The sequence below is a fragment of the Collimonas antrihumi genome, assembly GCF_018304965.1.
GTDB classification, from domain to species: Bacteria; Pseudomonadota; Gammaproteobacteria; order Burkholderiales; family Burkholderiaceae_D; genus Collimonas; species Collimonas antrihumi.
This window is the reverse complement of the sequence record NZ_JAGQED010000002.1, coordinates 197,912-224,504: the sequence shown is the minus strand read 5'-3', so window position 1 is coordinate 224,504 and position 26,593 is coordinate 197,912. Positions and strand designations below refer to the sequence as shown.

Annotated in this window: 26 protein-coding genes; 2 read left to right on the top strand and 24 right to left on the bottom strand. The window is 55.0% G+C overall.

Annotated features, from left to right (window positions below; translation table 11 throughout):
- Positions 1–10 precede the first annotated feature (10 nt).
- From KHU29_RS03700 to ndk, 15 genes are all read right to left on the bottom strand, one after another.
- Complete coding sequence (locus KHU29_RS03700; protein ID WP_211451333.1) at positions 11–1,324, bottom strand: adenylosuccinate synthase; 1,314 nt, start codon at positions 1,322–1,324, stop codon at positions 11–13.
- 3 nt (positions 1,325–1,327) lie between these two features.
- On the bottom strand, positions 1,328–2,476 hold the full coding sequence (locus KHU29_RS03695; protein WP_211451332.1) for an ATP phosphoribosyltransferase regulatory subunit: 1,149 nt from the start codon (positions 2,474–2,476) through the stop codon (positions 1,328–1,330).
- A gap of 190 nt (positions 2,477–2,666) precedes the next feature.
- The gene (gene hflC / locus KHU29_RS03690) at positions 2,667–3,563 is read right to left on the bottom strand and encodes a protease modulator HflC (RefSeq protein WP_211451331.1); all 897 of its coding nucleotides are present in this window, start codon (positions 3,561–3,563) and stop codon (positions 2,667–2,669) included.
- Positions 3,563–4,858, bottom strand: coding sequence for an FtsH protease activity modulator HflK (hflK, locus tag KHU29_RS03685; RefSeq protein ID WP_211451330.1), 1,296 nt, complete (start codon positions 4,856–4,858; stop codon positions 3,563–3,565). Before hflK ends, hflC begins: the two co-directional genes overlap by 1 nt.
- A gap of 92 nt (positions 4,859–4,950) precedes the next feature.
- A complete protein-coding gene (gene hflX / locus KHU29_RS03680; protein WP_211451329.1) occupies positions 4,951–6,069 on the bottom strand; it encodes a GTPase HflX in 1,119 nt (372 codons plus the stop codon).
- 63 nt (positions 6,070–6,132) lie between these two features.
- Complete coding sequence (hfq, locus tag KHU29_RS03675; RefSeq protein WP_019141241.1) at positions 6,133–6,369, bottom strand: RNA chaperone Hfq; 237 nt, start codon at positions 6,367–6,369, stop codon at positions 6,133–6,135.
- A 148-nt stretch (positions 6,370–6,517) separates the two neighbouring features.
- Positions 6,518–7,864, bottom strand: a complete 1,347-nt coding sequence (der, locus tag KHU29_RS03670; RefSeq protein ID WP_092431833.1) for a ribosome biogenesis GTPase Der — start codon at positions 7,862–7,864, stop codon at positions 6,518–6,520.
- A gap of 35 nt (positions 7,865–7,899) precedes the next feature.
- On the bottom strand, positions 7,900–9,051 hold the full coding sequence (bamB, locus tag KHU29_RS03665) for an outer membrane protein assembly factor BamB (protein WP_211451328.1): 1,152 nt from the start codon (positions 9,049–9,051) through the stop codon (positions 7,900–7,902).
- Positions 9,052–9,072: 21 nt separating this feature from the next.
- Positions 9,073–9,723, bottom strand: coding sequence for a tetratricopeptide repeat protein (locus KHU29_RS03660; RefSeq protein ID WP_211451327.1), 651 nt, complete (start codon positions 9,721–9,723; stop codon positions 9,073–9,075).
- A gap of 82 nt (positions 9,724–9,805) precedes the next feature.
- Positions 9,806–11,191: a histidine--tRNA ligase gene (hisS, locus tag KHU29_RS03655; RefSeq protein ID WP_211451326.1), complete on the bottom strand. Its 1,386-nt coding sequence runs from the start codon at positions 11,189–11,191 to the stop codon at positions 9,806–9,808.
- Between the two features lie 85 nt (positions 11,192–11,276).
- Positions 11,277–12,542 (bottom strand): flavodoxin-dependent (E)-4-hydroxy-3-methylbut-2-enyl-diphosphate synthase, encoded by a 1,266-nt coding sequence (gene ispG, locus KHU29_RS03650; RefSeq protein WP_211451325.1) that lies wholly within the window; start codon positions 12,540–12,542, stop codon positions 11,277–11,279.
- A 32-nt stretch (positions 12,543–12,574) separates the two neighbouring features.
- Positions 12,575–13,567 (bottom strand): RodZ domain-containing protein, encoded by a 993-nt coding sequence (locus KHU29_RS03645; protein ID WP_211451324.1) that lies wholly within the window; start codon positions 13,565–13,567, stop codon positions 12,575–12,577.
- Positions 13,560–14,402, bottom strand: coding sequence for a type IV pilus biogenesis/stability protein PilW (gene pilW, locus KHU29_RS03640; protein WP_211451323.1), 843 nt, complete (start codon positions 14,400–14,402; stop codon positions 13,560–13,562). The genes KHU29_RS03645 and pilW overlap by 8 nt, the downstream gene beginning before the upstream one ends.
- Positions 14,399–15,574, bottom strand: a complete 1,176-nt coding sequence (rlmN, locus tag KHU29_RS03635) for a dual-specificity RNA methyltransferase RlmN (protein WP_092415566.1) — start codon at positions 15,572–15,574, stop codon at positions 14,399–14,401. The genes pilW and rlmN overlap by 4 nt, the downstream gene beginning before the upstream one ends.
- A gap of 247 nt (positions 15,575–15,821) precedes the next feature.
- The gene (gene ndk, locus KHU29_RS03630; protein ID WP_092358121.1) at positions 15,822–16,232 is read right to left on the bottom strand and encodes a nucleoside-diphosphate kinase; all 411 of its coding nucleotides are present in this window, start codon (positions 16,230–16,232) and stop codon (positions 15,822–15,824) included.
- A 291-nt stretch (positions 16,233–16,523) separates the two neighbouring features.
- On the opposite strand from ndk, the gene KHU29_RS03625 reads away from it, so the two are divergent.
- Complete coding sequence (locus KHU29_RS03625) at positions 16,524–17,219, top strand: Bax inhibitor-1/YccA family protein (RefSeq protein ID WP_211451322.1); 696 nt, start codon at positions 16,524–16,526, stop codon at positions 17,217–17,219.
- Positions 17,220–17,481: 262 nt separating this feature from the next.
- On the opposite strand, the gene rlmD is transcribed toward KHU29_RS03625, so the two are convergent.
- The 5 genes from rlmD to surE form a co-directional block, all read right to left on the bottom strand.
- Positions 17,482–18,834 (bottom strand): 23S rRNA (uracil(1939)-C(5))-methyltransferase RlmD, encoded by a 1,353-nt coding sequence (rlmD, locus tag KHU29_RS03620; protein ID WP_211451321.1) that lies wholly within the window; start codon positions 18,832–18,834, stop codon positions 17,482–17,484.
- Between the two features lie 189 nt (positions 18,835–19,023).
- Positions 19,024–20,049: an RNA polymerase sigma factor RpoS gene (rpoS, locus tag KHU29_RS03615; RefSeq protein WP_211451320.1), complete on the bottom strand. Its 1,026-nt coding sequence runs from the start codon at positions 20,047–20,049 to the stop codon at positions 19,024–19,026.
- On the bottom strand, positions 20,050–21,021 hold the full coding sequence (locus KHU29_RS03610; RefSeq protein ID WP_211451319.1) for a peptidoglycan DD-metalloendopeptidase family protein: 972 nt from the start codon (positions 21,019–21,021) through the stop codon (positions 20,050–20,052).
- A gap of 150 nt (positions 21,022–21,171) precedes the next feature.
- A complete protein-coding gene (locus tag KHU29_RS03605; RefSeq protein WP_211451318.1) occupies positions 21,172–22,050 on the bottom strand; it encodes a protein-L-isoaspartate(D-aspartate) O-methyltransferase in 879 nt (292 codons plus the stop codon).
- Positions 22,047–22,784, bottom strand: coding sequence for a 5'/3'-nucleotidase SurE (gene surE, locus KHU29_RS03600; RefSeq protein WP_211451317.1), 738 nt, complete (start codon positions 22,782–22,784; stop codon positions 22,047–22,049). The genes KHU29_RS03605 and surE overlap by 4 nt, the downstream gene beginning before the upstream one ends.
- A gap of 361 nt (positions 22,785–23,145) precedes the next feature.
- On the opposite strand from surE, the gene KHU29_RS03595 reads away from it, so the two are divergent.
- Positions 23,146–23,640: a polyhydroxyalkanoate granule-associated phasin gene (locus KHU29_RS03595; protein WP_211451316.1), complete on the top strand. Its 495-nt coding sequence runs from the start codon at positions 23,146–23,148 to the stop codon at positions 23,638–23,640.
- Positions 23,641–23,783: 143 nt separating this feature from the next.
- Here the strand turns inward: KHU29_RS03595 and KHU29_RS03590 are convergent, their stop codons facing one another.
- The 4 genes from KHU29_RS03590 to KHU29_RS03575 all read right to left on the bottom strand — a co-directional run bounded on the left by KHU29_RS03590 (position 23,784) and on the right by KHU29_RS03575 (position 26,590).
- The gene (locus KHU29_RS03590; RefSeq protein WP_211451315.1) at positions 23,784–24,443 is read right to left on the bottom strand and encodes a DUF799 domain-containing protein; all 660 of its coding nucleotides are present in this window, start codon (positions 24,441–24,443) and stop codon (positions 23,784–23,786) included.
- A gap of 10 nt (positions 24,444–24,453) precedes the next feature.
- Positions 24,454–24,837: a DUF4810 domain-containing protein gene (locus KHU29_RS03585; RefSeq protein WP_211451314.1), complete on the bottom strand. Its 384-nt coding sequence runs from the start codon at positions 24,835–24,837 to the stop codon at positions 24,454–24,456.
- A 23-nt stretch (positions 24,838–24,860) separates the two neighbouring features.
- Positions 24,861–25,541, bottom strand: a complete 681-nt coding sequence (locus tag KHU29_RS03580) for a CsgG/HfaB family protein (protein WP_246541450.1) — start codon at positions 25,539–25,541, stop codon at positions 24,861–24,863.
- Between the two features lie 293 nt (positions 25,542–25,834).
- Positions 25,835–26,590, bottom strand: coding sequence for a 4'-phosphopantetheinyl transferase family protein (locus KHU29_RS03575; RefSeq protein WP_211451312.1), 756 nt, complete (start codon positions 26,588–26,590; stop codon positions 25,835–25,837).
- Between the last annotated feature and the right edge of the window lie 3 nt (positions 26,591–26,593).

The following is a 26,593-nucleotide window of genomic DNA, read 5'->3' as shown; positions in this document are numbered from 1 at the left end:
TATTTTGCAATTATTTAAATGGGTGGCGCAATACGATCGTTTCTTCTCGGTCAGGACCGGTCGACACCATATCGATAGGCACGCCTACCAATTCTTCGATACGTTTGATGTAGGCACGGGCAGTGGCCGGCAACGCGTCCATCGATTTGGCGCCGACCGTGGACTCGCTCCAGCCTGGCATTTCTTCATAGATCGGCTGACACAATGCAGCTTCTTCAGCGCCTACCGGGAAGATATCGACAGTCTTGCCGTTGAGCGTGTAGCCGGTGCACAATTTCAGTGTTTCCAGGCCATCCAGCACGTCCAGCTTGGTCAGGCACATGCCGGACACGCCGTTGATCTGCACCGAACGCTTGAGCAGCGCGGCGTCGAACCAGCCACAACGACGGGCGCGGCCGGTGACGGTGCCGAATTCATGGCCAACGCTCGCCAGATGCTTGCCAACTCCTTGATCGGTCGCCAGTTCGGACGGGAACGGGCCGGATCCGACGCGGGTGGTGTAAGCCTTGGTGATGCCCAGGATGTAGTGCAACATGTTAGGGCCGACACCGCTACCGGCAGCGGCATTACCTGCTACGCAGTTGCTCGAGGTGACGAACGGATAAGTGCCGTGGTCGACGTCCAGCAAACTGCCCTGCGCGCCTTCGAACAACAGGCTGGCGCCGTCGTTGTAAGCAGCGTACAGGTCGCTCGAGACGTCGGCCACCATCGGCCGCAGGCGCTCAACGGTTGCCAGTGCATCGTCTAGCGTCTTTTGATAATCGACAGCCGGCGCCTTCAGGTAATTGGTCAGGACGAAATTATGATATTCCAGATTGGCCGCCAGCTTTTCAGCGAAGCGCTTCTCGTTGAGCAGGTCGGCAACGCGAATCGCACGGCGTGCAACCTTGTCTTCATATGCCGGGCCGATCCCTTTGCCGGTGGTGCCTATCTTGGCATCGCCGCGGGCTGCTTCACGCGCCGCATCGAGTGCGGTGTGGTAAGGCAGGATGATCGGGCAAGCTTCGGAGATTTTCAGGCGCGATGCGACTTCCACCCCGACTGCCTCTAATTTATCGATCTCGCGCAGCAAATCGGGAACCGACAGCACGACGCCATTGCCGATATAGCAGGCCACGCCTGGCCGCATGATACCGGACGGGATCAGCTGCAACGCCGTCTTGTGACCGCCGATGACCAATGTATGGCCAGCGTTATGGCCACCCTGAAAACGCACAACTGCTTGTGCGTGATCGGTAAGCCAGTCAACGATCTTGCCTTTTCCTTCGTCGCCCCATTGGGTGCCAATCACAACGACGTTTTTTGCGGTGCTTTTCTGTAACATCACTTAGTCCAAATTTTTGATAATCCAGTTTCCATTTTCGAGTACGACCGCGCGGTCGCAATCGAACTCGTCTTGATCGCTTTCGTGGCCGGGCAGACTCTGGATCACAACTTCCCCAGCCTTGCGCAACTCAACGATCTTTTCCTTCAAACCTGCTTCAACTCCCCAAGGCGCATGAATTGCGCGCTTGCGGATTGCTACCGGAATCAGTCTTGCCAGCTCTCGCAAATCCATCGAGAAGCCGGTAGCCGGACGCGAACGGCCAAATGCCGCGCCGACGTCGTAACGGCCGCCGCGCAGTATGGCGTTCGGCAAACCGGGCACATAGGCGGCGAAAATCAAACCACTTTCGTAATGATACCCGCGTAAGTCGGCTAAATCGACGGTAACGCAATCTTTCCCGGCGGCTTCAGCCAGGGTTTCCAGTTCATCCAGCGCCTTGGCGATGGCTGGCAAGGCAGGCAGCACCTGCCGCGCCTGCTGCAATACGCTGGCATCGCCATATAAACCGGGCAGCGCCAGCAAAGCGGCGCGGGTCTGTGGCTTGTAATTGACGCTGATAGTGCGTAAGCCGGGCAAATCCTTGGCTTCCAGCAACGCGACCAGCTCGCTTTCATCCACTTTGGCGGCATCATCGCCGCCGATAATCGTGCGCAAAATGCCAACATGGCACAAATCCAGGCGTACCTGGGTAATCCCGGCCAAGGCCAGGGTCGCCAGCGCCAGCTCCTGGATCTCGGCATCGGCTTCAAGCCCAAGATGACCGTAAATCTCGGCGCCGATCTGCAACGGTTCACGGGTCGCGTGCAAGCCGATCTGACGGGTATGCAAGACGCTGCCGACGTAGCACAGGCGGGTGACCGACTCGCGATTCAGCAAATGGGCATCGATGCGGGCAACTTGGGTGGTCATGTCGGCGCGAATGCCGAGCGTGCGGCCAGACAGCTGGTCGACCAGCTTGAAGGTCCGCAGATCGGTATCCTGGCCGGCGCCGGCCAGCAAGGACTCCAGATACTCCAGCATCGGCGGCATGACCAGTTCGTAGCCGTACAGGCGGAAATTATCCAGTATCAGGCGGCGCAAATCTTCAATCTTGCGCGCTTCCGAAGGCAAGACATCGGCAATATTTTCAGGGAGAAGCCAGTTCGGCATATTAAAAATGAATCTAAGGAAAGTTACTTTTGTGGATCAATTCGGCTAAACGCTGGAATTTGATTATTTATTTAATTAACTTGTTATTTTTAATAAAAAAACAACACAAATATACAGCCGTCGAAAATAAGGAATGGCGCCTCAAGCGAGGGCGCCATTCCCGGACAACTTCATTCTTGCAGAAAAAGACTTATTTTTTGGCAGGTGCCGCAGCTCCACCGCCGGCCGGACTCCGGAAATATTTAAAGAATTCCGAATTCGGATCGACCACCATCAAGTCCTGACGGGTCTTGAAGCTGGCACGATAAGCTTCAAGACTACGATAAAACTTGTAGAACTCTGGATTCTGGCCAAATGCCTGGGCATAAATCTGCGAGGCTTTGGCATCGCCCTCACCGCGCATCTTTTCAGCATCGCGATAGGCTTCCGCCAGAATCACGGTACGTTGCTTATCTGCATCGGCACGAATCTTTTCCGAATCGGCAGAACCGGTCGAACGCAATTCATTGGCAACCCGCAAGCGCTCCGACTTCATGCGATCGTAAACCGAGGCATTGATCTGGTCGACGTAATCCACGCGCTTCAGACGTACATCGATGATATCGACGCCAATCTGCTTGGATTCATCCTGCACCTTTTGACGAATCGAATCCATCACCTTGCCGCGCTGGCCTGAAATCACTTCACGCACGGTGCGTTTGGTAATTTCATCATTCAAAGCGGCTTTGACGATTTGCGACATGCGGTCCTGCGCACGTTTTTCATCGCCGCCAAAACTGACGAAATACAATTTCGGATCGGTAATCCTCCATTTTACGAAGGCATCGATCAGGATGTTCATCTTTTCGGCAGTAATAAAACGGTCTGTATCCGGCGGATCGATAGTCAGGACCCTTTTATCCAGGAACAGCACATTTTGAAACGGCGGCGGCAATTTGAAGTGCAAGCCAGGCTGGTTAATCACCTGCTTCACTTCACCAAAAGCGAACAAGATTGCATATTGGCGCTGGTCAACCACAAAGATGGTGGAAAACACCAGCCACAACGCGACGAAGACGAATATCAGCAACGAGATAAGGCGATTCATTATCTGCCCTCCCGATCACGAGAGTCCCGGCTATCACGCGAACGATCATCCGGCTGCGGCCGCGATTCGATCGTGCTGGCGCCATCCTTCATCACTGACGACGTGGCGCCGCTTGCTGCGCTGCCCGAACCGCCGCCCTGCACGGCGCTGGCTGCCGATTGTGCAATCAGCTTATCCAATGGCAAATACAATAAATTACTCCCGCTTTTAGCATCAACCATTACTTTTGTCGTATTTGCGAAAATCTGTTGCATGGTATCCAGATACATCCGGTCTCGCGTTACCGCAGGCGCTTTCTGGTATTCGGTCAGAACCTGTTTGAAACGCGAGGCATCACCCTCGGCGTTGGCGGTAACACGGGCGCTGTAAGCTTCCGCTTCCTGCAGCAAACGCGACGCCGCGCCACGCGCCTTTGGAATCACGTCATTGGCATAGGCCTGGCCTTCATTCTTTTGGCGCTCGCGATCCTGTCCGGCTTTCACCGCGTCGTCAAACGCAGCTTGCACCTGCTCCGGCGGTTGCACGCCTTGCATCGTGACATTGGTAATTTGCACACCGGCCTGATAACGATCCAGAATCTGCTGCATCAACTGGCTGGTATCCAGAGCCACTTTCTCACGGCCCTCGTACAACACGAAATCCATTTTGTTTTTACCGACGATTTCACGAATCGACGTTTCGGCCACCTGGCGCACGGTTTCTTCCGGATCGCGAATGTTGAAAATCCAGTCGGATGCACTCTTCAATGTGTATTGGACGGCAAACTGGATATCGATGATGTTTTCATCATCGGTCAACATCAGGGCTTCTTTTGGTTGCTTGTTCTTGGCGTTGGCGCGATAGCCGACCTCGACCGTACGCACTTGCGAGACATTGACGATTTCGTGACTCTGAATCGGGTAAGGCCAGCGCCAGTTGAAACCAGGAGTGGTCGAATGGCTGTACTTGCCGAAAGTCATCACTACGCCGGTCTGGCCTTCTTGAACGGTAAAGAAGCCGCTCGCCAGCCACAACAGACCCACGACGGCTGCAATCGCGCCGACACCGACGCCGGCGCCTTTCATGCCCGGATTGAAACCGCCGCCATTCGAATCGCCACCGCCGCCGCTCTTGTTACCCAGCAAGCGTGTCAGGCGCTGATTGAAATCCTGCCAAAGCTTGTCCAGATCCGGAGGGCCGCTGTTTGGCTTTTTGCCATCGTTGTTTTGCTTGTTGTCATTTTGTGAATTTCGACCCCACTGCGGGTCATTCAACGAAAATTTCAAACCAAGTTTTTTGAATAAGGTACCAAGCATTCGATCGTTATCTTTAAGTAAATAAAACAAATAGGTTGGAATGCTCGTTAGAGGCGCTTACTTAATTTACTTCTTACTTATTTAGAACGGTTTTACACCTGCTGTGCATTTTCGATGGCCGGCAGTGAATATGCCGTTGCCACTGGATTACCGGTTACGAATTCGGTGATGGCCTGCCGCAATAAATCCAGGCCGGAGCCCTTTTGCGCGCTAACAAAAACTCGCTGAATTTTATCATACTCATCACGCTCTACCCCCGGCTCCAGTTCTGCAACGTCGATCTTGTTCCACACCAGAATCTGTGGAATATGATCGGCGCCGATTTCTTTCAGCACCAGGTTCACCTGTTCGATTTGCTCCATACGCGCCGGACTTGCCGCATCCACCACGTGCAATAACAAATCGGCATGAATGGTTTCTTCCAGCGTTGCCCTGAATGCAGCAACCAGTTGATGCGGCAATTCACGAATGAATCCGACCGTATCGGAAATCACCACACTACCCGCCTCACCCAGATAGACCCTTCTGGATGTGGTGTCCAGCGTTGCAAACAACTGGTCGGCAGCGTACACGCCGGCTTTCGCCAGCGCGTTAAACAAGGTTGATTTGCCGGCATTGGTGTAGCCCACCAGCGAAATCGAAATAGTTGCACTGCGCCCGCGTGCGCGCCGTTGCGTTGCATGTTGCCGATGCAGCTTGTCCAGCCTGGCGCGCAGGGCTTTGACCCGATCGCCTAGCAATCGACGGTCGGTTTCAAGCTGGGTTTCACCCGGACCACGCAAACCGATACCACCCTTTTGCCGTTCCAGGTGAGTCCAGCCGCGTATCAGCCGCGTCGCCAGATGTTGCAACTGCGCAAGCTCCACCTGCACTTTACCTTCATGGCTTTTGGCTCTTTGGGCAAAGATATCGAGTATGAGACTGGTGCGATCCAGAACCCTTACTTTTAGTACACGTTCAAGATTGCGTTGCTGGGCCGGCGACAAGGCATGATTGAAAATGACGATTTCAAGCTCATCATCAAACACGGCGTCGGCTATTTCCTGTGCTTTGCCGGAGCCGACAAACAAGGCGGCGTCCGGGCTGCTGCGCTTGCCGGTAATGGTGACAAGCGGAACCGCGCCGGCTGACTTGGCCAGCAATGACAGCTCTTCGAGACTTGCGGCAAAGTCACCTTTGCCGAAGTCCACTCCGACTAGCGCTGCGCGCATGGGTACATTCGTGTAGTAGCTGCGGCCCTTGCCGATAGCAAATAGTTATTCTGCTTCAAATAGTTATTCTGCTTCAGATTCAAGATTCAGATTGACAGCGCGTGCAGGAACTACGGTTGAGATGGCGTGTTTGTATACCATTTGGGTAACGGTATTACGCAATAAAACTACGTATTGATCGAAGGATTCGATATGGCCCTGAAGCTTGATGCCGTTGACCAAATAGATGGAAACCGGGACGTGCTCTTTACGCAAGGCGTTCAAAAACGGGTCTTGTAACAATTGCCCTTTATTACTCATGGCTACTCCACTGTGTTGTTGTGATTAGAAGTCAAATGCAAATTAAATATAGAACCAAAATTGATTCTATGCGAATGACTCGGTGGGTGTTTTACGAATGTAAACGATTTTCGGGTTTACTGCTCAGAAAAAAAGTGTTTTTAAAAGATTATTTTTCCTGGCGCGCGTAAGGGTTCCGACTAGATCTGAACTCGATGCGTAATGGAGTCCCAACCAGCGAAAAAGTTTCTCGAAAATGTTTTTCCAGATAACGCTTATAGTTATCTTCGATCGATTCCAAGGCATTGCCATGGATGACCACGATAGGCGGATTCATGCCGCCCTGGTGGGCATAACGCAGCTTCGGACGGATAGAGCCCTTGCGCCGCGGTTGCTGATGCTCTACTGCTTCGATCAAGGCGCGCGTGAGCTTCGGCGTAGTCAGGTTGGACATGGCCGCTGCATAGGCCGAGTCGATCGATTTCATCAAAGGCGTAATGCCGGTCGATTTCAGCGCTGAAATAAAATGGAATTTCGCAAATGAAAGGAAATTCAATTTGCGGTCCATATCCATCTTGATTTCATCGCGGCGATCGCTGGTCAAACCATCCCATTTATTGACGCCGACCACCAATGCGCGCCCGGTCTCCAGCACGAAGCCGGCGATGTGGGCATCCTGTTCGGAAATATCCTGCTGTGCATCGAGCAGCAGCAAGACCACGTTGGCTTCTGAAATGGATTGCAAGGTCTTGACCACGGAAAATTTTTCGATAGCTTCGAAAACTTTGCCGCGGCGACGGATACCAGCGGTATCGATCAAGGTGTATTTCTTGCCGTCGCGCTCGAATGGAATCTCGATCGAGTCGCGGGTGGTGCCCGGCATGTCGAAAGCAATCACCCGCTCTTCACCCAGCAAGGTATTCACCAATGTGGATTTGCCGACGTTCGGACGACCGACGATAGCGATCTTGATGCCACGATCTTCTTTGCCCTCCGGCTCTTCCACTTCCGGCGGCCGCTGTGCGAACGCCAGATCCAGCGATTCTTCCACCAGATCGGTGACACCGTCGCCGTGGGCAGCCGAGATGACATACGGATCACCCATACCGAGCTCATAGAATTCGGCGGTGACCGAGGTGTATTTCATGCCCTCGGATTTGTTCACCACCAGCATCACGGAGCGTCCGGATTTGCGCAAGAAATCGGTAATGGTCTTGTCGTGCGGCGTCAAGCCTTGACGGCCGTCGACGATAAAGATCACCACATCGGCTTCAGCCACCGCCTGCTTGGTCTGCTTCGCCATCTCGTGCATGATGCCGTCTTTGGCAACCGGCTCGAAACCACCAGTATCGATCACCAGGAACGGGCGTTCGCCAACCCGCCCTTCGCCATAGTGGCGATCGCGAGTCAAGCCGGGCAAATCGGCGACCAACGCGTCACGGGAACGCGTCAGGCGATTGAATAACGTCGATTTGCCGACATTGGGACGTCCTACAAGTGCAATTACTGGCTTCATTAAGTTGTTTTCACTGAGTTATTTTCACTAAGCTATTACTCTGCAGTAACAGCAATTAGTGTTCCGGATTTTGTTTGAAAAATCACATTAGAGCCTGCCACCACCGGATTTGGCAGGACCGGGCTGCTATCAGCACGAATGCGTGCTTTCAGTGCGCCGTCGTCACGTGACAAGAAGTGAATATAACCTTCAAAATCACCCACGACCACCGTATTGCCTAATACTACCGGAGTAGTCAGCACACGATTGGCGAGCTGTTTGTTTTGCCATACTACCGCACCACTGTCCAGGGTGAACGCTGATACGGCGCCATGTTCGTCAGCGGCATACACGTTCTTGCCGTCACTGCCGACACCGACACCACTAGAGAACGGCTTGACCCAGTGCGCTGTACCGCTGCCGGCATCAAAGCAGCCAACCCGGCCCTGGTACGCGACAGCGCAGACGTCACGTCCGACAATCACCGGCGTGCCGGAAGCGTCGGCAACCCGCTCCAGCTCTGTGGTGCCGCGTGGATCGCCGATCGCCATTTCCCACCATGGACCGCCGTTGGTCAGGTTCAACGCTGACAGACGGCCGCCCGGCAAGGACATGAAAGTTGCTTGAGGCACAACCAGGATACCAGGCGCCGAGCGCAAAGTCAGCGGCGGCAAGGTACGCAGCACGGCCCAGCGGCGTTCGCCGGTTGCTACATCATAAGCGGCAATCCGGTTATCCTGACTACGCACGATCACCAATCCCTGGCCGACTGCCGGCGCCGACAATATCTCGCTGGAAGCTTGTGCCTGCCACAGTTTTTTGCCCTGGGCGTCAAACGCCAGCACAACACCTTTTTCACCTGCCACTGCAACCGTAGAGCCATCGCTGCCGGCACCGCCAGTCAAATGCATGCCGGCATTGATGCGCCACGCAATCTTGCCATTGGCGGCATCGATGCGGGCAACGGTGCCGTCAGCTGCCGCCGCATACACGCTACCGTCGGCAACAGCCGGCGAGAAAGAGAAGATAGATGCGCTGCCGATCGACTGGGTCCAGGCGGGGTGTACTTTAAGGCTCTGCGTAAACTCGACCAAAGGTGCTGGCGGATTACTCGGTTTCTTACCGCTGAACAAGGAGCAGCCACCCAATACCAACAAAGCGCCAGCATAAACAACCGCAGTAACTGCTCGCATAGTCTTCACACGCATATTCTTCCTTTTTCCGAATTATCAGGCGGCAGCTTTGGCGGGAGCTCCGCCAATCGCATCAAGTTTCAATTGAATCAATTCCTTGCCGGGATTCTTGCTATCCATCTTATCCAAAGCCAATTGGTAAGCGGCGCGTGCTTCGTCCAGCTTGTTCTGCGCGACCAGAATGTCACCCTTGCGGTCAGCTGCAGCGCTGGCGAAAGGAGCCGGCAGATCTGCCGCCAATACTTTCAAGCCATCGTCGTAGGCCTTCTGATCCAGCAGGATGCCAGCCAGACGGATTCGGGCCAACGCCTTGTAGTCATCGCTGCGGCCATGATCGACCACCCATTGCAACTGATCTTTCGCTGCGTTCAAATCGTTGGCATCGAAAGCGACCTTGGCGGCCGACAATGCGGCCATGCTGGCATAGGCGGTGCGGCCGAATTTCTGCTGTATGTCGGCAGCGGCGCGCTGTACCTTGGCATTGTCTTTACTCGTCACGGCTTTTTGCTGCTCGTCGTAAAGCTGCGATGCTTGCAGCGACTGACTACGTTGATAGTAATTCCAGCCGGACCAGCCGGCGTAAGCGCCCAGGGCGATGATCAACACCCAGGTCGTCAGATTGCCGTATTTCTTCCACCAATCCTTAAGCGTTGCCAGTTGTTCCTGTTCGTCGAGATCGAATGCCATATGATTTTAGTTTTTAGTGATGAATTTAGTGGTGACTTAGTATTTAACTTAATAACGACTTAGTGCTAACTTAACGATGAATCTAGTGGTGATAATGAACGTGTTCATGATCACCATGGTCATGATCGTGATCGCCGCCGGCGCCGACGATCTGATCAACCAGATAATCACTTACCGCATCGAAAGGTACGACGCTTTGATTGCCTGCACCAGCTTTTTCGCCATCGCCGCCAACTTCGGCACGCAAGGTCTTGACGGTAGCGGTATGGTTGGCCACTTCGTCTTCGCCGATGATGATGGCGTAAGCGGCGCCACTGGCGTCCGCGCGCTTCATCTGCGACTTGAAGCTGCCAGCGGCATTGGCCGAGGCGCAATGTAGCACAACATCCAGCCCGGCATTGCGTAAACGCTCAGCCAGCACGAACGATTGCAGTTGCGCCGCTTCGCCCTGATGCACCAGATAGACGTCGCATTCGTTGCGCACGGCTTGCTCGCCGTTGGCGCGCATCAATTCCAGCAAGCGCTCGACACCCATCGCAAAACCGCAGGCCGGCGTCGGCTTGCCGCCAAACATTTCCACCAGCGGATCGTAACGACCGCCGCCGCACACCGTACCTTGAGAACCGAGTTGGTCGGTGACCCACTCGAACACGGTGCGGTTGTAGTAATCCATGCCGCGCACCAGACGTGGGTTGATGGTGAAAGGAATGTTGTTGTGATTCAGGATTTTCTGGACGCCGTCGAAATGGGCGCGCGATTCTTCACCCAGATAGTCGAGTAATTGCGGCGCACCGTTGACCATTTCCTGCATGGCCGGATTCTTGGTATCCAGGATACGCAAGGGATTGCTATGCAAACGCCGTTGCGCGTCGGCATCCAGCAAAGCCTGATGCTGTTCAAAGTAAGCGATCAGGTCGGCGCGGTGACGATTACGCTCCGCCGCATCGCCAATCGAATTCAATTGCAGTTTTACATCCTGCAAACCGAGATCGTCCCACAGCCGTTGGCACATCATGATCAGTTCGGCATCGATATCCGGGCCGGTAAAGCCGATGGCTTCGGCGCCTACCTGATGAAACTGCCGGTAACGACCGCGCTGCGGACGCTCATGGCGGAACATCGGCCCGCTGTACCAGAGCCGCTTGGGGCCGTCGTAAGTCAGATTATGTTCAATCGCTGCGCGCACCACGCCGGCCGTGCTTTCAGGGCGCAAGGTCAGGTTGTCGCCGTTCATCGAATCGGTGAACGAGTACATTTCCTTTTCGACGATATCGGTCACCGCGCCAAGGCCGCGCGCAAACAATGCGGTAGATTCGACGATAGGCGTACGGATCTGTTGGAAACCGTAACTCTTCAGCACCGATTCCACCGTATTTTCAAACAACTCCCACAAGGCCGCATCGGCCGGCAGGATATCGTTCATTCCTTTTACGCCGACGATTTTTTCGGCTTTCTTATTTTCTGACATTCTTTTTCAATACACCGGTAGTGATTAGTATTTCGTGATTAACGCGTGATCAATTCGTAATAAACGCGTCATTAATTTTAGTGGGTCAAGCTGCAGGTTGAGCGTAATGGCTTTTCACGTAATCCAGCACCACTGCCTGGAACTCTTCGGCAATCTTGTCGCCGCGCAGGGTCAGCTTTTTCTCGCCATCGATGAACACCGGCGCCGCCGGCGATTCGCCGGTGCCGGGCAAACTGATGCCGATGTTGGCATGCTTCGATTCGCCAGGGCCATTCACGATACAACCCATCACCGCCACATTCATGCCTTCGACGCCGGGATAGGCTTTTTTCCAAACCGGCATCTGATCGCGCAAATAGGTTTGAATCTTGTCCGCCAGATCCTGGAACACCGTCGAAGTGGTGCGGCCGCAACCAGGACAAGCAATCACCATCGGTGCGAATTTGCGCAAGCCCATGGTTTGCAGGATCTCTTGCCCGACAATCACTTCTTTGGTGCGATCGCCACCCGGTTCGGGAGTCAGCGAAATCCGTATGGTGTCGCCAATGCCTTCTTGCAGCAGTACCGACAAGGCTGCCGTCGAAGCGACAATGCCCTTGCTGCCCATGCCGGCTTCAGTCAGACCGAGATGCAACGGATAATCGCAGCGCCGCGCCAGCTCGCGATATACCGAGATCAGATCTTGAACGCCGGATACCTTGCACGACAAGATAATGCGATCGCCCTTCAGGCCCAGCTCTTCCGCTCTTTGCGCGTTCTCTATTGCCGAGGTAACCAAGGCTTCATACATCACCGCCTGCGCCGGCCATGGCTGACTGCGCAAGGCGTTCTCATCCATGATACGCGCCAGCAAAGCCTGGTCCAGGCTGCCCCAGTTGACGCCGATCCGCACCGGCTTGTCGTACTTGCAGGCGGCCTCGATCATTTGTGCAAACTGGGTATCGCGCTTGGCGCCTTTACCGACGTTGCCCGGATTGATCCGATATTTCGACAACGCCTTGGCGCACTCTGGATAATCATTCAACAGAGTGTGACCGTTATAGTGAAAATCCCCGACCAGCGGCACATCTATGCCCATCTTGTCCAGCTGCTCGCGGATCGCCGGCACTGCTGCTGCCGCTTCCGGATTATTTACCGTGATGCGTACCAGCTCGGAACCGGCGCGCGCCAGATCCTTGATCTGGATCGCGGTACCGATGGCGTCGGCGGTATCGGTATTGGTCATGGACTGCACCACTACCGGCGCACCGCCGCCAACCAATATCTTGCGCTCGCCATAACTGATCAGCGCGCTGCGGCTAAGGCGGCGCACGCTTGGACCTGAGCCGATCGGCAGATTTGTATCCGGCATGGGTTTCTCTCGCTTATCTCTTTCCATCGCGTTTATTTCAAGCTCACTCTGGCCACATTCGTTTTGGAACCGGCCTTCAGGTCCAGCGGCGCGCCGCGCAGCGTGGCGTCGACACCGGCAATATTACCGATGATGACGTTGACCGGTTGCGACATGTCGACCGATTCCGTGCTGCCCGCCTTGGCCAGGCGCGAGATCAGCACGGTGTTGTCAGCGCGCTTGATTTCGACCCACGAATCTTGCCGGAAGTTCAAGACCAGCTCGCCGCCGCTGGCGGTAGCCGGATTGACTGCAGCGGTGTTTGTTGCAGCGTTTGTTGCAACGTTTGTTGCGGTGTTTGCCAGCCTGGCATTCACGCCAGCCTCAGGAACCGCCGCACCGGTTGCCGGCGCCGTTGGAGCGGCAGTCAAGGCAGCGTTAGCTACGGCATCGGCAGCTTGTAATTCTGCGGCAGCAGGTGCACTGGCTTTATCGTCGCCACCGGCTGCAGAGGTGGCGTCCGTGGCAGCCGATTTCTCACTCAGCGACTGTATCGCGTTTTGCAGGCCTGGCACCGCATCCATCCGTATCGCCACCGCCAGCAGCAATAGCAATACTGCCAGCACCACCAGCCATTTATAGGCAAATTTACTACGCCCCATCAAATGGAAAGGCGATTCCGAGAAAGGCGTCGACAACTGGCTATGGATCGGGCTGGCCACCGGTTGCGCGGCAACTGCCGGCGAAATGGTTGCCAGCAAGGCCGTCGCGTCCAGACCCAGCAATTTTGCGTAGGACCGGATAAAACCGCGTGTCATCACCATGGTAGGCAACGCAGCATAATTGTCGGCTTCAATGGCGTCGATCTGACGTGGCGCCAGCTTCAGGTGGCTGGCCACATCAGGCACCGACCAGCCCAGCTGCTCGCGCTTGCTGGCCAGTTGCGCGCCGAGCGAGAGCGGACCGGCGTTAGCCGATTCGGCAGCAATATGCGCAATGTCCGCCGGCTCGGCATGTTCGGTTTTCAGCTGTCCAGGCTCACTCATTGAATGCTCCGCGCTGGTACGCTGCGAACTCCGAAGAGCTGCCAAACCGACGGCGTAATTGCGTCACCAAACTTGCTTCTGCAGCTGTGTCACCCAACTTTCGCTCCACTTTGATTGCTGTCCATAATGCTTCCGCATTTTGCACATCGTTTTTCAATACGAGACCAATATAAAACCGAGCCCGCTCATAATCGTTGCGGTCATACGCCAGCTGTGCCAGCTTGGCATTCGTCAGAGGATTGCCGGCGTCAAACTGAAAGGCTTGCGACAGATAGCGTTGCGCCGCCACGGTGTCGTTGAATCTGAGACTGCAAACACCGGCGTTCGTCAGCGCCTTTGCCGGCGACTGGTAGTTACGGCTTTTCAGAGCGGTCTCAAAATGAACAATCGATTCCTTCGGCCGGCCGGTCTGGCACAGGAACCAGCCATAGTTATTGGCATAGTCCGGATTGCTCGGGGTGATGCGCAAGGCACGCTGAAAATTATCATCGGCCAGGCGGTTCTCGCCCATTTCCATATAGATCAGCCCGCGCACGCTATAGGCATCGGCCAGATCAGGATCTGCCGCCACAGCCTGCTTGATCTCGTCCAGCGCGACTTCCAGCTGGTGCTGTTCGTAATAACCGACCGCCAGCTGCAAACGAATGCCTGCCCGGCGTTGCGCTTCGGTCTGATCTGAGCTGGTGGCCAGTTCGCGGCGTGAACCACCCTCGCTGTCACTGCCAAGCGGCAGATTGCTGCAAGCACTCAAGCCAGTCAATAACGACAATGCAGCCGCGGCGAACAGCAGCCGGCCATGCCAGCCCTCCAGCTTGCTACCTACTTGTTTTATCACTGAGACACCTCGATGATGCGACCAAAATTCTTGCCGAATTTTTGCTGATATTCGGTCATTTTCTGCATGCGCTCCTGCACCTTTGTGCGATCCTGCACCTCGCCGGCGAGCTGGCCGCAAGCAGCATCGATATCGTCGCCGCGCGTCTTGCGCACGGTGGTGACGATGCCGGCGTCCATCAGGATCTGGGCGAAGGCTTTGATGCGCGGATTATTCGAGCGCTTCAAACCGGATTCCGGGAACGGATTGAATGGAATCAGATTGAATTTGCAAGGGACCGCTGGCCCGCCTGCGTGGCCCTGCACCAGGGCGATCAACTCGCGTGCATGGGCGTCGGTATCGTTGACGTCATCCAGCATGCAGTATTCGAAGGTAATGAAATCGCGCGGCGCAAACTCCAGATAGCGCTTGCAGGCGGCCATCAGTTCGCGCAGCGGATATTTTTTATTCAGCGGCACCAGGCCGTCGCGCAAGGTGTCGTTGGAAGCATGCAGCGATACCGCCATCGCCACCGCACAATCCTGCGACAGTTTATCGATCATCGGCACCACGCCGCTGGTAGACAGAGTCACCCGGCGACGCGACAAACCGTAGGCGTTATCGTCGAGCATCAGCTTGAGCGCTGTCACTGTCGGCTCGTAATTCAACAAGGGTTCGCCCATGCCCATCATCACCACGTTGGTGATCTGGCGCTCGCCTTTATGGCCCGGCTCGACGCCCTTGGATTTGCGCAGTTCGAATTCAGCCATCCACAACTGGCCGATAATTTCACCGACCGTCAGATTGCGGCTGAAGCCTTGCTTGCCGGTAGAGCAAAAACGGCAATTCACCGCACAGCCGGCCTGCGTCGAAATACACAGGGTGCCGCGGTTTTCTTCAGGGATAAACACCGTCTCCACCGCATTGCCTTGACCAACATCGAGCAGCCACTTGCGGGTGCCGTCGGTCGAGGTGTGATCGCTGATCACGGCGGGAGCGGCGATCATCGCCCGGGTAGCCAGCTTGTCACGCAATGACTTGGCCAAGTCTGTCATCGCATCGAAATCGTGTGCGCCGAATTGATGAATCCAGCGCAGTAGTTGCTTTGCACGAAACGGCTTCTCACCCAACTCGCCGCAATAAGCGGTCAGTTGTGCGGGATCCAGATCCAGCAGGTTGGTGAGAGCAGTCATGGCATTTCCAATTTAAAAATTGTGGGACAGAGTTCAAAAGCCGCCTAAGTGCGGCGAATTACCCTGCCCCCAACTAAGCAAAACATTTAAAGCAATTACATCAGTTTGCACGGCAAGCCACAAACAAGTTTTGACTTATTTTGACTTGCCGGCAGCACTTATTTACTACAATTATTTACGGCACTTACTTACAACAATTCGTACAACAATTCTTACAACAATTACTGACGACAATTACTGACGCCAATTAGGCCGCTGGGAAGAAATAAGCGATTTCAACTTTTGCCGCTTCTACTGCGTCCGAACCGTGTACTGCGTTAGCGTCGATCGAATCAGCGAAATCAGCACGGATGGTGCCCTTTTCTGCCTTCTTAGGATCGGTTGCGCCCATCAGGTCGCGGTGCTTCAATACTGCGTTTTCACCTTCCAGCGCCTGGATCATGACTGGGCCGGAGATCATGAAATCAACCAGATCCTTGAAGAAAGGACGCTCGCGGTGAACCGCGTAGAAGCCTTCTGCTTCAGCGCGCGACAGATGTGTCATGCGGGCAGCAACGATTTTCAGGCCGGCGTTTTCAAAACGGGTGTAAATTTGGCCGATTACGTTCTTTGCGACTGCGTCCGGTTTGATAATCGACAGGGTGCGTTCAATTGCCATCTGAAAAACTCCAATAAAAAGAAAGGGTTAAGGTGCTTATTTAAATGATCGCTTAATGATTCAAATCGAATTCAAAACGAATTCTGACTAATTCAATCAACCTTTGATTTTAACACGAAACACCCGTATAGAATCGTCATAACCGGCCAAAACGCAAGCTGCCGATCATTAAGAAGCGTAGACAGCCCGCGGAGAACCACTTTGCGGCTTTACTGTCTGATGTAAAGATGTGTTGGTAAATGCTATGATCGCAACAGTTTGATACTTTTGCAATTTTCAAAGGAGTTCCTGATGGATCAAAATCTGCAATCTACCTACTCGCCGGGCAGCACCGCGCTGAGCGTGCAGCACCGCGTACTGCGCAATACGTACTGGCTGCTGGCGCTGTCCATGCTGCCGACGATTGCCGGCGCCTGGCTTGGGGTACAGATGGATTTCAGTTTCTTTAGAAACAGTCCGCTGATCGGCTTCATGGCCTTCATGGCCGTAGCGTTTGGTTTCTTTTATGCAATTGAAAAGACCAAAAACAGCGGCTGGGGCGTATTGCTCCTGCTCGGCTTCACCTTCTTCATGGGCCTGATGCTGTCACGCCTGATCGGCCATACACTGGTCGGCTTCTCCAACGGCGCCACACTGATCATGATGGCTTTCGGCGGCACCGCCAGTGTTTTTGTCGTTATGGCAAGTATCGCAACGGTTAGCAAACGCGATTTCTCGATCATGGGGAAATGGCTGTTTGCCGGCGTAGTGGTGCTGTTGCTGGCGTCTCTGGCGAATGTTTTCCTGCAGATCCCTGCGCTCTACCTGGCGGTATCGGTAATTGCCATCGCGATTTTCTCAGCCTACATCTTGTATGACGTACAACGCATCATCAATGGCGGTGAAACCAATTACATCTCCGCAACACTGAGCCTGTACCTGGACGTCTACAACATCTTTGTCAACCTGCTTTCCCTGTTAGGCATTTTCGGCGGTAACCGAAACTGAGCAAAACTGCATGTTCATGGAAAAAACCGGCCTTCTGGCCTAATGCCGTTCAGTTAAGACGCCAAAGATATCTCCCTCATGCGTCGTTCCCGCGAACGCGGGAATCCATTTTCATTGTTTCACTCGGTAATTTGGATCCCCGCGTTCGCGGGGATGACGGAGCCGCCGTGGCGGCTGGCCACGTCATATCACTTAACTGAACGGCATTGGGCCTTTTGGCCGGTTTTTTTATTTGCAGCCTTATCGAAGGCCGCAAGCCCGATCAGGGCAAATCAAACACCGCCATCGATTCCACGTGCGCGGTGTGCGGGAACATGTTCACCACCCCGGCCTGGCTCAAGCGATAGCCGCCCGCCATCAGCAAGCCAGCGTCGCGCGCCAGGGTCGAAGGATTGCAGGAGACGTACACGATCCGTTTCGGCATCATCGATGCCTGGCCGATTGCCGCCAAGCCAACGATCGCCTCGCACACAGCCGCTGCGCCATCGCGCGGCGGGTCGATCAGCATCCGGTCGAACTTGCCCAGCGCGACAAAATCCTCGGCGCTCGCCTCAAACAGATTACGGCAATAAAAGGTAGTCTTGCCACCCAGCTGATTCACTGCGGCATTCTCGCCCGCGCGGTTAATCAGGGCTTGACTGCCTTCGATGCCGACCACTTCTTGCGCCTGGGTAGCCAAGGGCAGAGTGAAATTTCCCAGACCGCAAAACAGATCAGCCACTCGCTCATGCGGCTGCACATCCAGCAATCGCAAGGCACGCGCCACCATTACCCGGTTGATCTGGTGATTCACCTGCGTGAAATCGGTGGGCTTGAAAGGCATGCGCACGCCGAATTCCGGCAAGGTGTAATACAACTCGCTCTGCTCCGGATAAAACGAATAGGCGCTATCCGGGCCAGCGGTTTGCAGCCACCAGTTGACTTGATATTGGTCGGCAAACGCTTTCAGCTTGACTTCGTCGTCTGCCGTCAACGCCGCCATGATGCGCAATACCAATGCCGTAACCTGGCCTTGCGGCCCCTCGCCGATCGCCAGTTCGATCTGTGGAATGTGGTCAATCAGGCTCAGTGAAGCGATCAGGTGGCGCAACGGCACCAGCATCGCCGACACATGCGCCGGCAAGACTTCACAGGCTTTCATGTCCGTGATGAAAGATGATTTTCTTTCATGGAAACCGACCAGCACCCCGCCCTTTTTAGGCACATTGCGCACTGAAATACGGGCTCGGTAACGGTAGCCCCAGGTCGGCCCGTAAATCGGGCGTAACATGGATTCCGCCTTGACCTTGCCGATATGCCACAGATTATCTTCCAGCACCCGCTGCTTGATGGCTACCTGCGCAGTCGGCTCCAGGTGCTGCATGGCACAGCCCCCGCACAGGCCGAATACCGCGCAGCGCGGCTTCACCCGCAATACCGATTCGTTGTGCAAGGCGGTCATGGTGGCCGCTTCCCATTTCGGTTTCTTGCGATACGACACGAAACTGACACGTTCGCCCGGCAAAGCGCCCTCAACGAAAATGACCTTGCCTTGGCTACCGTCTTCATTTTGCAGATGGCCGATCCCGCGCGCATCCATGTCGAGGGATTTGATATCGATAGTATCTTGTTGCATAGAAATTCTAGAATTGCGGGAAAGTGTTCAAGAGCCGCCAAGGTGTGCCTTGTGGCGAATTGCGCTGTCCCTGGCTGATCAGATAAAAGGGTGGATTATAAAGAAAAAAGGCGAGAAAAAAGGCGAGAAGAATAACGGCGCCGCCACGTTTGTCCGAATGGGGGACATTATGGACACCTTATATCCACCCTACAGGAAAGAGTCCTTGCCGACACCCTTGGCGCCCAACAAGCGCTTCAGCTTGATCAATGCCTCTTGCTGAATCTGCCGCACCCGCTCTCGCGTGACGCCTATTTCAGCCGCCAGCTCTTCCAGCGTCGAAGGATCGTCGTTATCCAGACCGAAACGGCGCATGATCACGTTACGTTGCTTGTCCGTCAGCTTTTCCAGCCAGACCCGCACCAGAATCGACATTTCCTGCTGTTCGGCACGCGAATCGGGATTTTCCTCAGTTGCGCTCGGCAACAGATCCATCAGGCTGGCGAGCGGATCCTGGTCCAGCGGCGCATCCAGCGATGCAGCATGCTCCGACAGCGCCAGCACGTCCTGCACATCCTCCACCGGACGGTCCACCAAATGGGCGATATCTTCGGCGCTGGCATCCTTGCCGTCGTGGTGCTGCGCTTCCAGATGGTATTTGGCACGCAGGATCTGGTTCAATTCGCGCACCATATGCACCGGCAGGCGGACGGTGCGTGCCTGGTTCATGATGGCGCGCTCGATACTTTGGCGTATCCACCAGGTGGCGTAAGTAGAAAACCGGAAACCGCGCTCAGGTTCGAATTTGTCGATGGCCCGCATCAGGCCGAGATTGCCTTCCTCGATCAAATCGAGCAAGGCTACGCCACGGTTGATGTAGTGTTTGGCAATCGACACCACCAGGCGCAGGTTGTGCTCGATCATTTTCTGCCGAGCTTCAAAATTGCCTTGTTTCGCCAAAGTCGCGAAATGTACTTCTTCAGCCACCGACAACAGCGGCCGGGTGCCGATCTGATTCAGGTAGTGTTGCGTGGTGTCGGTCGACAGCTCGGCTGCCAATACCTTCTTCAGCTCTTCGACACCATCAACCACAACCACCACGCCATCGACCACGACTTCGTCGTCAGCATCCTGCCCGACGACGACAGCATCGGCATCCTCTTGCTCGTCATCGGCAAGCTGCTCCGATAACGGGTCATGATCGTCATCCTGATGATCTATCGGCCGTTTGCTCATTTATCGACTAGGTAAGAATTTCGATGGATCGACAGGTTTGCCTTGCTGGCGAATTTCGAAATGCAGCTTGACCGCATCGCTGTCCGAATTTCCCATTTCGGCAATCTTCTGGCCCTTGCTCACCGTCTGCCCCTCTTTCACCAAGATAGCCTTATTATGCGCGTAAGCGGACAACAAGTTGCTGGTATGTTTGATGATAACCAAATTACCATAACCGCGAATACCGCTACCTGCATACATCACCTTGCCGCCGGCTGCTGCAACTACGGCCTGCCCGGCTTTGCCGGAAATATCGATTCCCTTCTTGCCTTGATCGAAAGAACCGACCTGCTTGCCTTCTGCCGGCCACATCCAGTCCACGCGATCCTCGTCGCCGGATGACGGTGCCGCTGCCGAAGCTGCAGTACTAGCTGCCACTGTAGCGGCAGGCGCCACCACTGCCGGCGCTGCTTTCGGCGCCTCGCTGGACGACGCTGCATCCGGCTTTTGCAACTCGGCCAGCGCGCTCTCCGAATACGGGCGCTTATCGCCGCGCGGGCCGCTCTTGTTGCCAGCGTTACCGCCATTGCCTGCAGCAGCGGACGGCGGCGCCGACAAGGATCTTACTTCAACTCCCGAACCGGACGCCACATTGCCGATCTGCGCGCCGCCGGCCGATCCCGAACTGCCATCCCCGGGCTGCACCCGCAAAACCTGGCCGACCTTGATGTCATTCGCGTTTTCCAGCTTGTTCCAGGCCACGATATCGCGCGGGCTTTGACCGAAATCAAGTGCAATCCGATACAGGGTATCGCCCGGCTTCACGGTATAAGAACCACGCCCCTCGGCGGCGCGTGAGGTCTCGGGCGCGGCCGAGGCAGTAACGCTGCCGCCTGGACGCCGCTCCACCACCGGAGCAGGGGTACGCGGAGTGGTGCATGCGGCAAGCGTACCTACCATTAATCCCAAAGCTATAAAGCGAGTTTTCTTCATTCTCATTACATTTATTATGTATGTGCGACAAAGTCGCTGATTATTCGTCAATTTATTCGTCAATTTATTCGTCAATTTATTCGTCAACTTACGTGCCAACTATTTGCCAACTTATTTGTCAGTTGCGTCGCCAAACCACACCAGCACCACTCAAACCGTTCCGGCACGCAACGGCACAAAATGACAGTCTTCCAGTGTGGTACTGGTCCAATCAAATTTACTTGTTCTCTGGATGAGCTGCAGTACTTGATGACGGGAGCCGACCGGCGCCACCAAACGGCCGCCGATCGTCAATTGGTCCAGTAAAGCTTGCGGTACTTCAAGGCCGGCTGCAGCCAGTATGATACCGTCGAAAGGGGCAACTTGGGGCAGGCCAAGCATACCATCTCCATAATGCAAGCGGATGTTGGCAATCCGCAGCGGACGCAAGTTGCTTCTTGCCAGTTCGTGCAAGGGCTTGATCCGTTCTATCGAGTACACTTCCTTCGCAACCAGAGACAACACCGCCGCCTGGTAGCCGCAGCCGGTGCCGATTTCCAGCACGCGATTCAACACGCCGCCTTGCTGGTTGTCGCGCATGATCTCGATCATGCGCGCGACGATATACGGTTGCGAAATAGTCTGATGATGGCCGATCGGCAGCGAGGCATCTATGTATGCCTGGCTGGACAAGCCCGGCTCCATGAACATATGGCGCGGCACCGCCTCCATGGCAGCCAGCACCTTGGCGTCGTTCACGCCCTGCCTGGCAACCCGATCCACCATGGCCTTGCGCACGCCATCGGAAACCATCGAGCCGGAGCGATCGACATGGCTTGCGGTTTGCGCCGGGCGCGCCATCGGTTTGCTGGCCGGCGGCGTTGGCGCCGCGCCTGCCGCAGTCCGAGGCGCAGGCCTGGAACTATCCCAGGCGGCATTTTTGGTTGCGGTCTGCGGAGTGGCGATGACACGTTTGCTGTGATCGGCTTTGGATTTCTGGTCGACTACCGACGACAGCGTCAGCGGGAAACGCTTGGCCTTGTCGGTCATGACAAGTCTTTCCTCAGCGCAGCCAATTGTGCCGCATGCGTCAAATCGATCTGCAGCGGTGTGATCGAGACATGGCCGTTGGCTGTCGCATGGAAATCGGTGCCCTCGCCAGCGTCGCGCGCGGCGCCTGCCGGCCCGATCCAGTATATGTCGCGGCCGTGCGGATCCTTGTCCTTGACGACCGCTTCCGATTCATGGCGCTTTCCCAGCCGGGTAGCCACCATGGTTTTCAGTTGATCGTACGGCAGGTTGGGAATATTCACATTCAACAGGTAGGGCAGCGGCAGATTGTCAAAGCGGCGCTCGACGATTTCACGCGCCACCATGGCTGCCGCCTCCAACTCATCCCAGCCTTTGTGCAGTTGCGAAAAAGCGATGGCGGGAATGCCAAACAAAAACCCCTCGGTGGCTGCCGCAACGGTGCCGGAATAGAGCGTGTCATCGCCCATGTTCTGGCCTTGATTGATACCGGAAACAATCAGATCCGGTCGAAAATTCAGCAAGCCGGTCAAGGCAATGTGAACGCAATCAGATGGCGTCCCGTTAACAAAATAAAAACCATTGTCAGCGCGCTGGACGGATAAAGGCCGGTCCAGGGTCAGCGAATTGGAAGATCCGGAACGATTGCTGTCCGGGGCTACCACCACGATTTCGGCAATCGGCGCCAGTACATTCGCCAGTGCGATAATGCCCGGCGCTAAATAACCATCGTCGTTGCTGATCAATATTTTCATATTTGGATTTTAACCGAAGCACTGTTACTGATTTATGAAGATTTTGGAAATTTAAGCAGCTGCATCCCATAGACGCATAAGAAGTCGATTTGGTTGCTCTTTAGGTATGTAAACAGGCATGCAAATCCTCGAATTGTAAAACTATGTTGCAGCGCCGCACAAAATTCACATCCGACGCATAAAACCGAGTATTGTTAGCGCTATCAAGCTTACATTAGTAATGTGCCTCCAACCGGCACACGAGTCAAAGCTGCACGATTTAAAGCTGAACCACTGGCGGCTTGCATCAGACAGGCACAATGTTCTGCGGCAAGATCGCCGGTCAATCAATTCACCTGTTCAGACGATCAAGGAGTCCCCCATGAAATCCTGCAACAATCTCGCCACCGGCCCTACCCCTCTGAATGACTGGACCGACTTGTTGTTCAAAGCCGGCGAAATGATGAGCGCCTCGGCGCAGGTGATCGGCCACCGCACTGCCCAAATGGCGCTGGCCGGACCGGCGCCAAGCCAACTCGACCGCAATGAATTCAATCTGATGAGCCAGGAAAAAATGGAAGCGGCAGCGGAGTCGGTGCACGCCATGGCGATTCGGATAATGAGCTTGCACCAGGAAACTGCCAGCCTGGCGATACAGCACATGCTGGACAGCGCCACCAACCTGATGTCGGTGGCCAGCAGCAGCACGCTGCATCAGTCGGGACACCGGCAGAGCAAGCTGGCGCATGACACCATCCGCAACTCCGCCGAGGCGGTATCGCAGTTCAACACTTCGCTGGCGAATATTGCCCAAACCGGATTGCATCCGATCCATGCGCGGGCGACAGCCAATGCAAAACGCTTGAAGAAACTCTGAGAGAGATATCAGGATTAAGCGGTCGCAGCCGGTGTCAGCAGAAAGCGCCGCAAATACACTGGCTGGAGATTTGAAATTTCAAATTTGAACGCTGCATGACCATGCCAAACCTTGGCATGGTCATGCAGGTTAAGTCAGTTACATCAGTCAGTACCGTACTTCGGCGAATACGGACCATACAGGATGCCGTTCGGCTGGCTAGTCGACAATAATCGCTGGCTGGTCAAGCCGGCAATGGCGAACCCTCTGTCGGTAACATTATTGACGATTTGATTGATGGCCGCAGTAACCAGCGCCCCAATCAGACCGCCGCCGCTATTACTCCCTTCAGCGCTGGAAGCACTGGCCGTACCGGACCACAACAGGGCGCCGCTTTTCAGGTCCATCAGCTTGGCGTTGGCGGTTACCACCACGGCGCTGTTGATCACCGTATAAACCGAACCGTACTTGCTGACAGTGACGTACAGCGCAGCATCGGCGCCGAAGATTTCCTGCAATTTAGCCGGCGCTATGCCGTGGCTGTCTGCCGCGGTAGTCATGCCGTTTTGCTTGAGCGTTTCATCGACCAGCGCCACCGGCAACACATAATAACCAGCCTCAGCCAACGGATAGCTCATTTGCGACAGCATGCTGTAGGTCGCCTTGACATCAGGCGACTCATTCAGCGGCGGCAAAATCAAGATGGTTTTAGGGCGGCTTTGCTTGAACGCCGTATAGTCGAGTTGCTTGACTGGTGCAGCACAACCCGCGGCCAGAATCACCACCGACAAACAAATAACTGATTTCAGAATCTTTTCTAACATGTCCACCCTCTTATTTTTTGAATTTTCTCATTAGGAAATCCATGTAAGTCGACGATTCCGGAAACAGCTCTTTCTCTGTCTGGAACTCTTGCACTACTTGCTCGTCTTTTCCCAGGCTGGCATATAACATCCCCAGTTGAGCGTGATATCCCGGCGGCGGCTTGCTCCCGGTCGCACGGATTTTCTGCAGATCCTGCTCCAGGATTGTCACCTGCTCTACCGAAGCCTGTCCCTTGAAGTATTCATAGACCTGCGGCTGATAACTCTCCCACTGGTAAAGCTGCTTTGGTGGCGTGTTGCAGCCTGCCAGCAAGGCGCAGGCCGCAACGGCAAGTGGCAAGGAAAACGACAAAGGAAACGACAAGGCCCGCCGTTTTGCAAATTTGTTCTTCATGATATTGGGCGTGTTCCGGGTTGTTATTGTTTAGCAGGTTGCCAAGCGCCGGAATCGATAGCGGCGGTCAGGTTATTGATCGCTTCACGCATCGCCAGGTCAAGCACTTTGCCATTCAGCGTGGAGTCGTAGCTGGCGGTACCGCCAAAACCGATGATCTCGCGCGCAGCCAGATTGTATTCACCAGCACCCTGGGTGGAATACACCACTTCGGAAGTCTTGATGTTAACAATGTTCAAGTTGACTTTGGCATATGCAGTCTGTGTCTTGCCGCGGCCGAGGATACCGAATAGCTGCTGATCGCCGACTTCTTTGCGGCCGAACTCCGTGACATCGCCGGTGACGACAAAGTCAGCGCCCTTCAAGGCTTGAGCCTGCTTCTTCAGCGCAGCTTCTTGCTTGATCTCTTCCATGTTGTCCCGATCCAGGACATTGAAGCGATTGGTTTGCTGGAGATGGGTAATCAGAATGGTCTTGGCTTGTCCACCCAGACGATCGACGCCGTCGGAAAAGATGCCGCGCATATAGCTGGAGCGGTTATCGAATTTACCAACCGCGATCAGGGTGCGCGCGCCATTGTATGGCTTGTTGGCAGTCTCGACCTTCTGCACAAGCACTGCGTTGGAGGTCTCGGTGGCGCAACCGCCCAGCGCGGACAGCAGCACGCCGGCCGCCAGGATCGGAATCAATCTAATTTGTTTCAATGGCTCATCTCCACATCTCCCCATGGGGGCAATCGACAATAAGATAATAAATAGCTGAAGAATCAGCTGTGTTTACCGACCATCTCCGAGTTAACATTTCAACTCGGAAAGTTGTCAGGAGGCAAAATTTAACATTCTTACAAAACTTCGTCCATTGGAAAAATGCGCTTTTTGCAATATTTAGCGAAATGTTGTTTTTAGGCGTGATTATTCAGCCCGGTTAAATGCAGCCGATGAGGATGCGACAAGCCAGGAAATCTATCGAGCGAATGCCAGGGGAAATCGGTGGTAGATCAGTGGTGACTTGATTGCTGCAGTGAGTGCTGCGGTAAGTGCTGCGGTAAGTGCTGAGTTATCTCCTGCGACCAAGCCGACGGCGTAGCGCCGCACAGGCAAATTCGCGCTACCGATTGCAAACGATCGCGGCTACATAGCGTCATTGCCAGGCCCTGCTGCGACCATGTGCGGGCATGCCAATCAGATCCGGATCGCAAACGTACCCCCGCGGCTACCTGCTCAGGTGGCGCAGTGCCGCCCTCCTGGGCCGACATCAGCTTGAAGAGCGCCTCTTTACTGCTCCACAAGGCATAGAAGTCCGCCACTTTATCGCCGACAGGACGGCTGGATAACCAGTTGCTTTCGGCTCCGGAAAAAGCAGCACGTCCAATGGCGTCGACGTCGCGCTCGGCATCAAGTATTTCTATATCGAGACCCAGCGCTGTATCGCCGCTGACGGCGCAAGCCACCCAGCCGCGGCTGTGCGACAAACTGAAGTAAGGAGGTGTGGCGCTACCGGTAACCGGCAGTTGCACCAATGGCGCCTGGTTTTTGCGCTCTGTGACGCACACGGCATCAGGTGCGATGCCAGCAAGGCGGGCGACCGCAAACCGCAGCAATATCCGCCCCAGCAAATATTCGCGCTGGCGCAGCGGCCGCAGGAACCGCTGGTAACGCAACAGCTCCTCCGTACTTAAACAGGCAAGGAAACGATCGCTGTCATCGTCCGTCAACTGGTTGGCGTTGTGCAGCAGGATGACCGCGGAAGGCATTGG

Coding starts and splice junctions, on each gene's coding strand:
- hflC (WP_211451331.1), bottom strand. CDS start 3,563: ATGAATCGCCTTATCTCGTTGCTGATATTCGTCTTCGTCGCGTTGTGG.
- rlmD (WP_211451321.1), bottom strand. CDS start 18,834: ATGCAACAAGATACTATCGATATCAAATCCCTCGACATGGATGCGCGC.
- KHU29_RS03585 (WP_211451314.1), bottom strand. CDS start 24,837: ATGAAGAACAAATTTGCAAAACGGCGGGCCTTGTCGTTTCCTTTGTCG.
- KHU29_RS03610 (WP_211451319.1), bottom strand. CDS start 21,021: ATGAAGAAAACTCGCTTTATAGCTTTGGGATTAATGGTAGGTACGCTT.
- hfq (WP_019141241.1), bottom strand. CDS start 6,369: ATGAGTAATAAAGGGCAATTGTTACAAGACCCGTTTTTGAACGCCTTG.
- ndk (WP_092358121.1), bottom strand. CDS start 16,232: ATGGCAATTGAACGCACCCTGTCGATTATCAAACCGGACGCAGTCGCA.
- rpoS (WP_211451320.1), bottom strand. CDS start 20,049: ATGAGCAAACGGCCGATAGATCATCAGGATGACGATCATGACCCGTTA.
- der (WP_092431833.1), bottom strand. CDS start 7,864: ATGAAGCCAGTAATTGCACTTGTAGGACGTCCCAATGTCGGCAAATCG.
- KHU29_RS03605 (WP_211451318.1), bottom strand. CDS start 22,050: ATGACCGACAAGGCCAAGCGTTTCCCGCTGACGCTGTCGTCGGTAGTC.
- KHU29_RS03590 (WP_211451315.1), bottom strand. CDS start 24,443: ATGTTAGAAAAGATTCTGAAATCAGTTATTTGTTTGTCGGTGGTGATT.
- surE (WP_211451317.1), bottom strand. CDS start 22,784: ATGAAAATATTGATCAGCAACGACGATGGTTATTTAGCGCCGGGCATT.
- KHU29_RS03695 (WP_211451332.1), bottom strand. CDS start 2,476: ATGCCGAACTGGCTTCTCCCTGAAAATATTGCCGATGTCTTGCCTTCG.
- hflX (WP_211451329.1), bottom strand. CDS start 6,069: ATGCGCGCAGCGCTAGTCGGAGTGGACTTCGGCAAAGGTGACTTTGCC.
- KHU29_RS03645 (WP_211451324.1), bottom strand. CDS start 13,567: ATGAGTGAGCCTGGACAGCTGAAAACCGAACATGCCGAGCCGGCGGAC.
- hisS (WP_211451326.1), bottom strand. CDS start 11,191: ATGTCAGAAAATAAGAAAGCCGAAAAAATCGTCGGCGTAAAAGGAATG.
- hflK (WP_211451330.1), bottom strand. CDS start 4,858: ATGCTTGGTACCTTATTCAAAAAACTTGGTTTGAAATTTTCGTTGAAT.
- KHU29_RS03625 (WP_211451322.1), top strand. CDS start 16,524: ATGGATCAAAATCTGCAATCTACCTACTCGCCGGGCAGCACCGCGCTG.
- KHU29_RS03700 (WP_211451333.1), bottom strand. CDS start 1,324: ATGTTACAGAAAAGCACCGCAAAAAACGTCGTTGTGATTGGCACCCAA.
- KHU29_RS03660 (WP_211451327.1), bottom strand. CDS start 9,723: ATGGCATTCGATCTCGACGAACAGGAACAACTGGCAACGCTTAAGGAT.
- bamB (WP_211451328.1), bottom strand. CDS start 9,051: ATGCGTGTGAAGACTATGCGAGCAGTTACTGCGGTTGTTTATGCTGGC.
- KHU29_RS03595 (WP_211451316.1), top strand. CDS start 23,146: ATGAAATCCTGCAACAATCTCGCCACCGGCCCTACCCCTCTGAATGAC.
- rlmN (WP_092415566.1), bottom strand. CDS start 15,574: ATGACTGCTCTCACCAACCTGCTGGATCTGGATCCCGCACAACTGACC.
- ispG (WP_211451325.1), bottom strand. CDS start 12,542: ATGCCGGATACAAATCTGCCGATCGGCTCAGGTCCAAGCGTGCGCCGC.
- KHU29_RS03575 (WP_211451312.1), bottom strand. CDS start 26,590: ATGCCTTCCGCGGTCATCCTGCTGCACAACGCCAACCAGTTGACGGAC.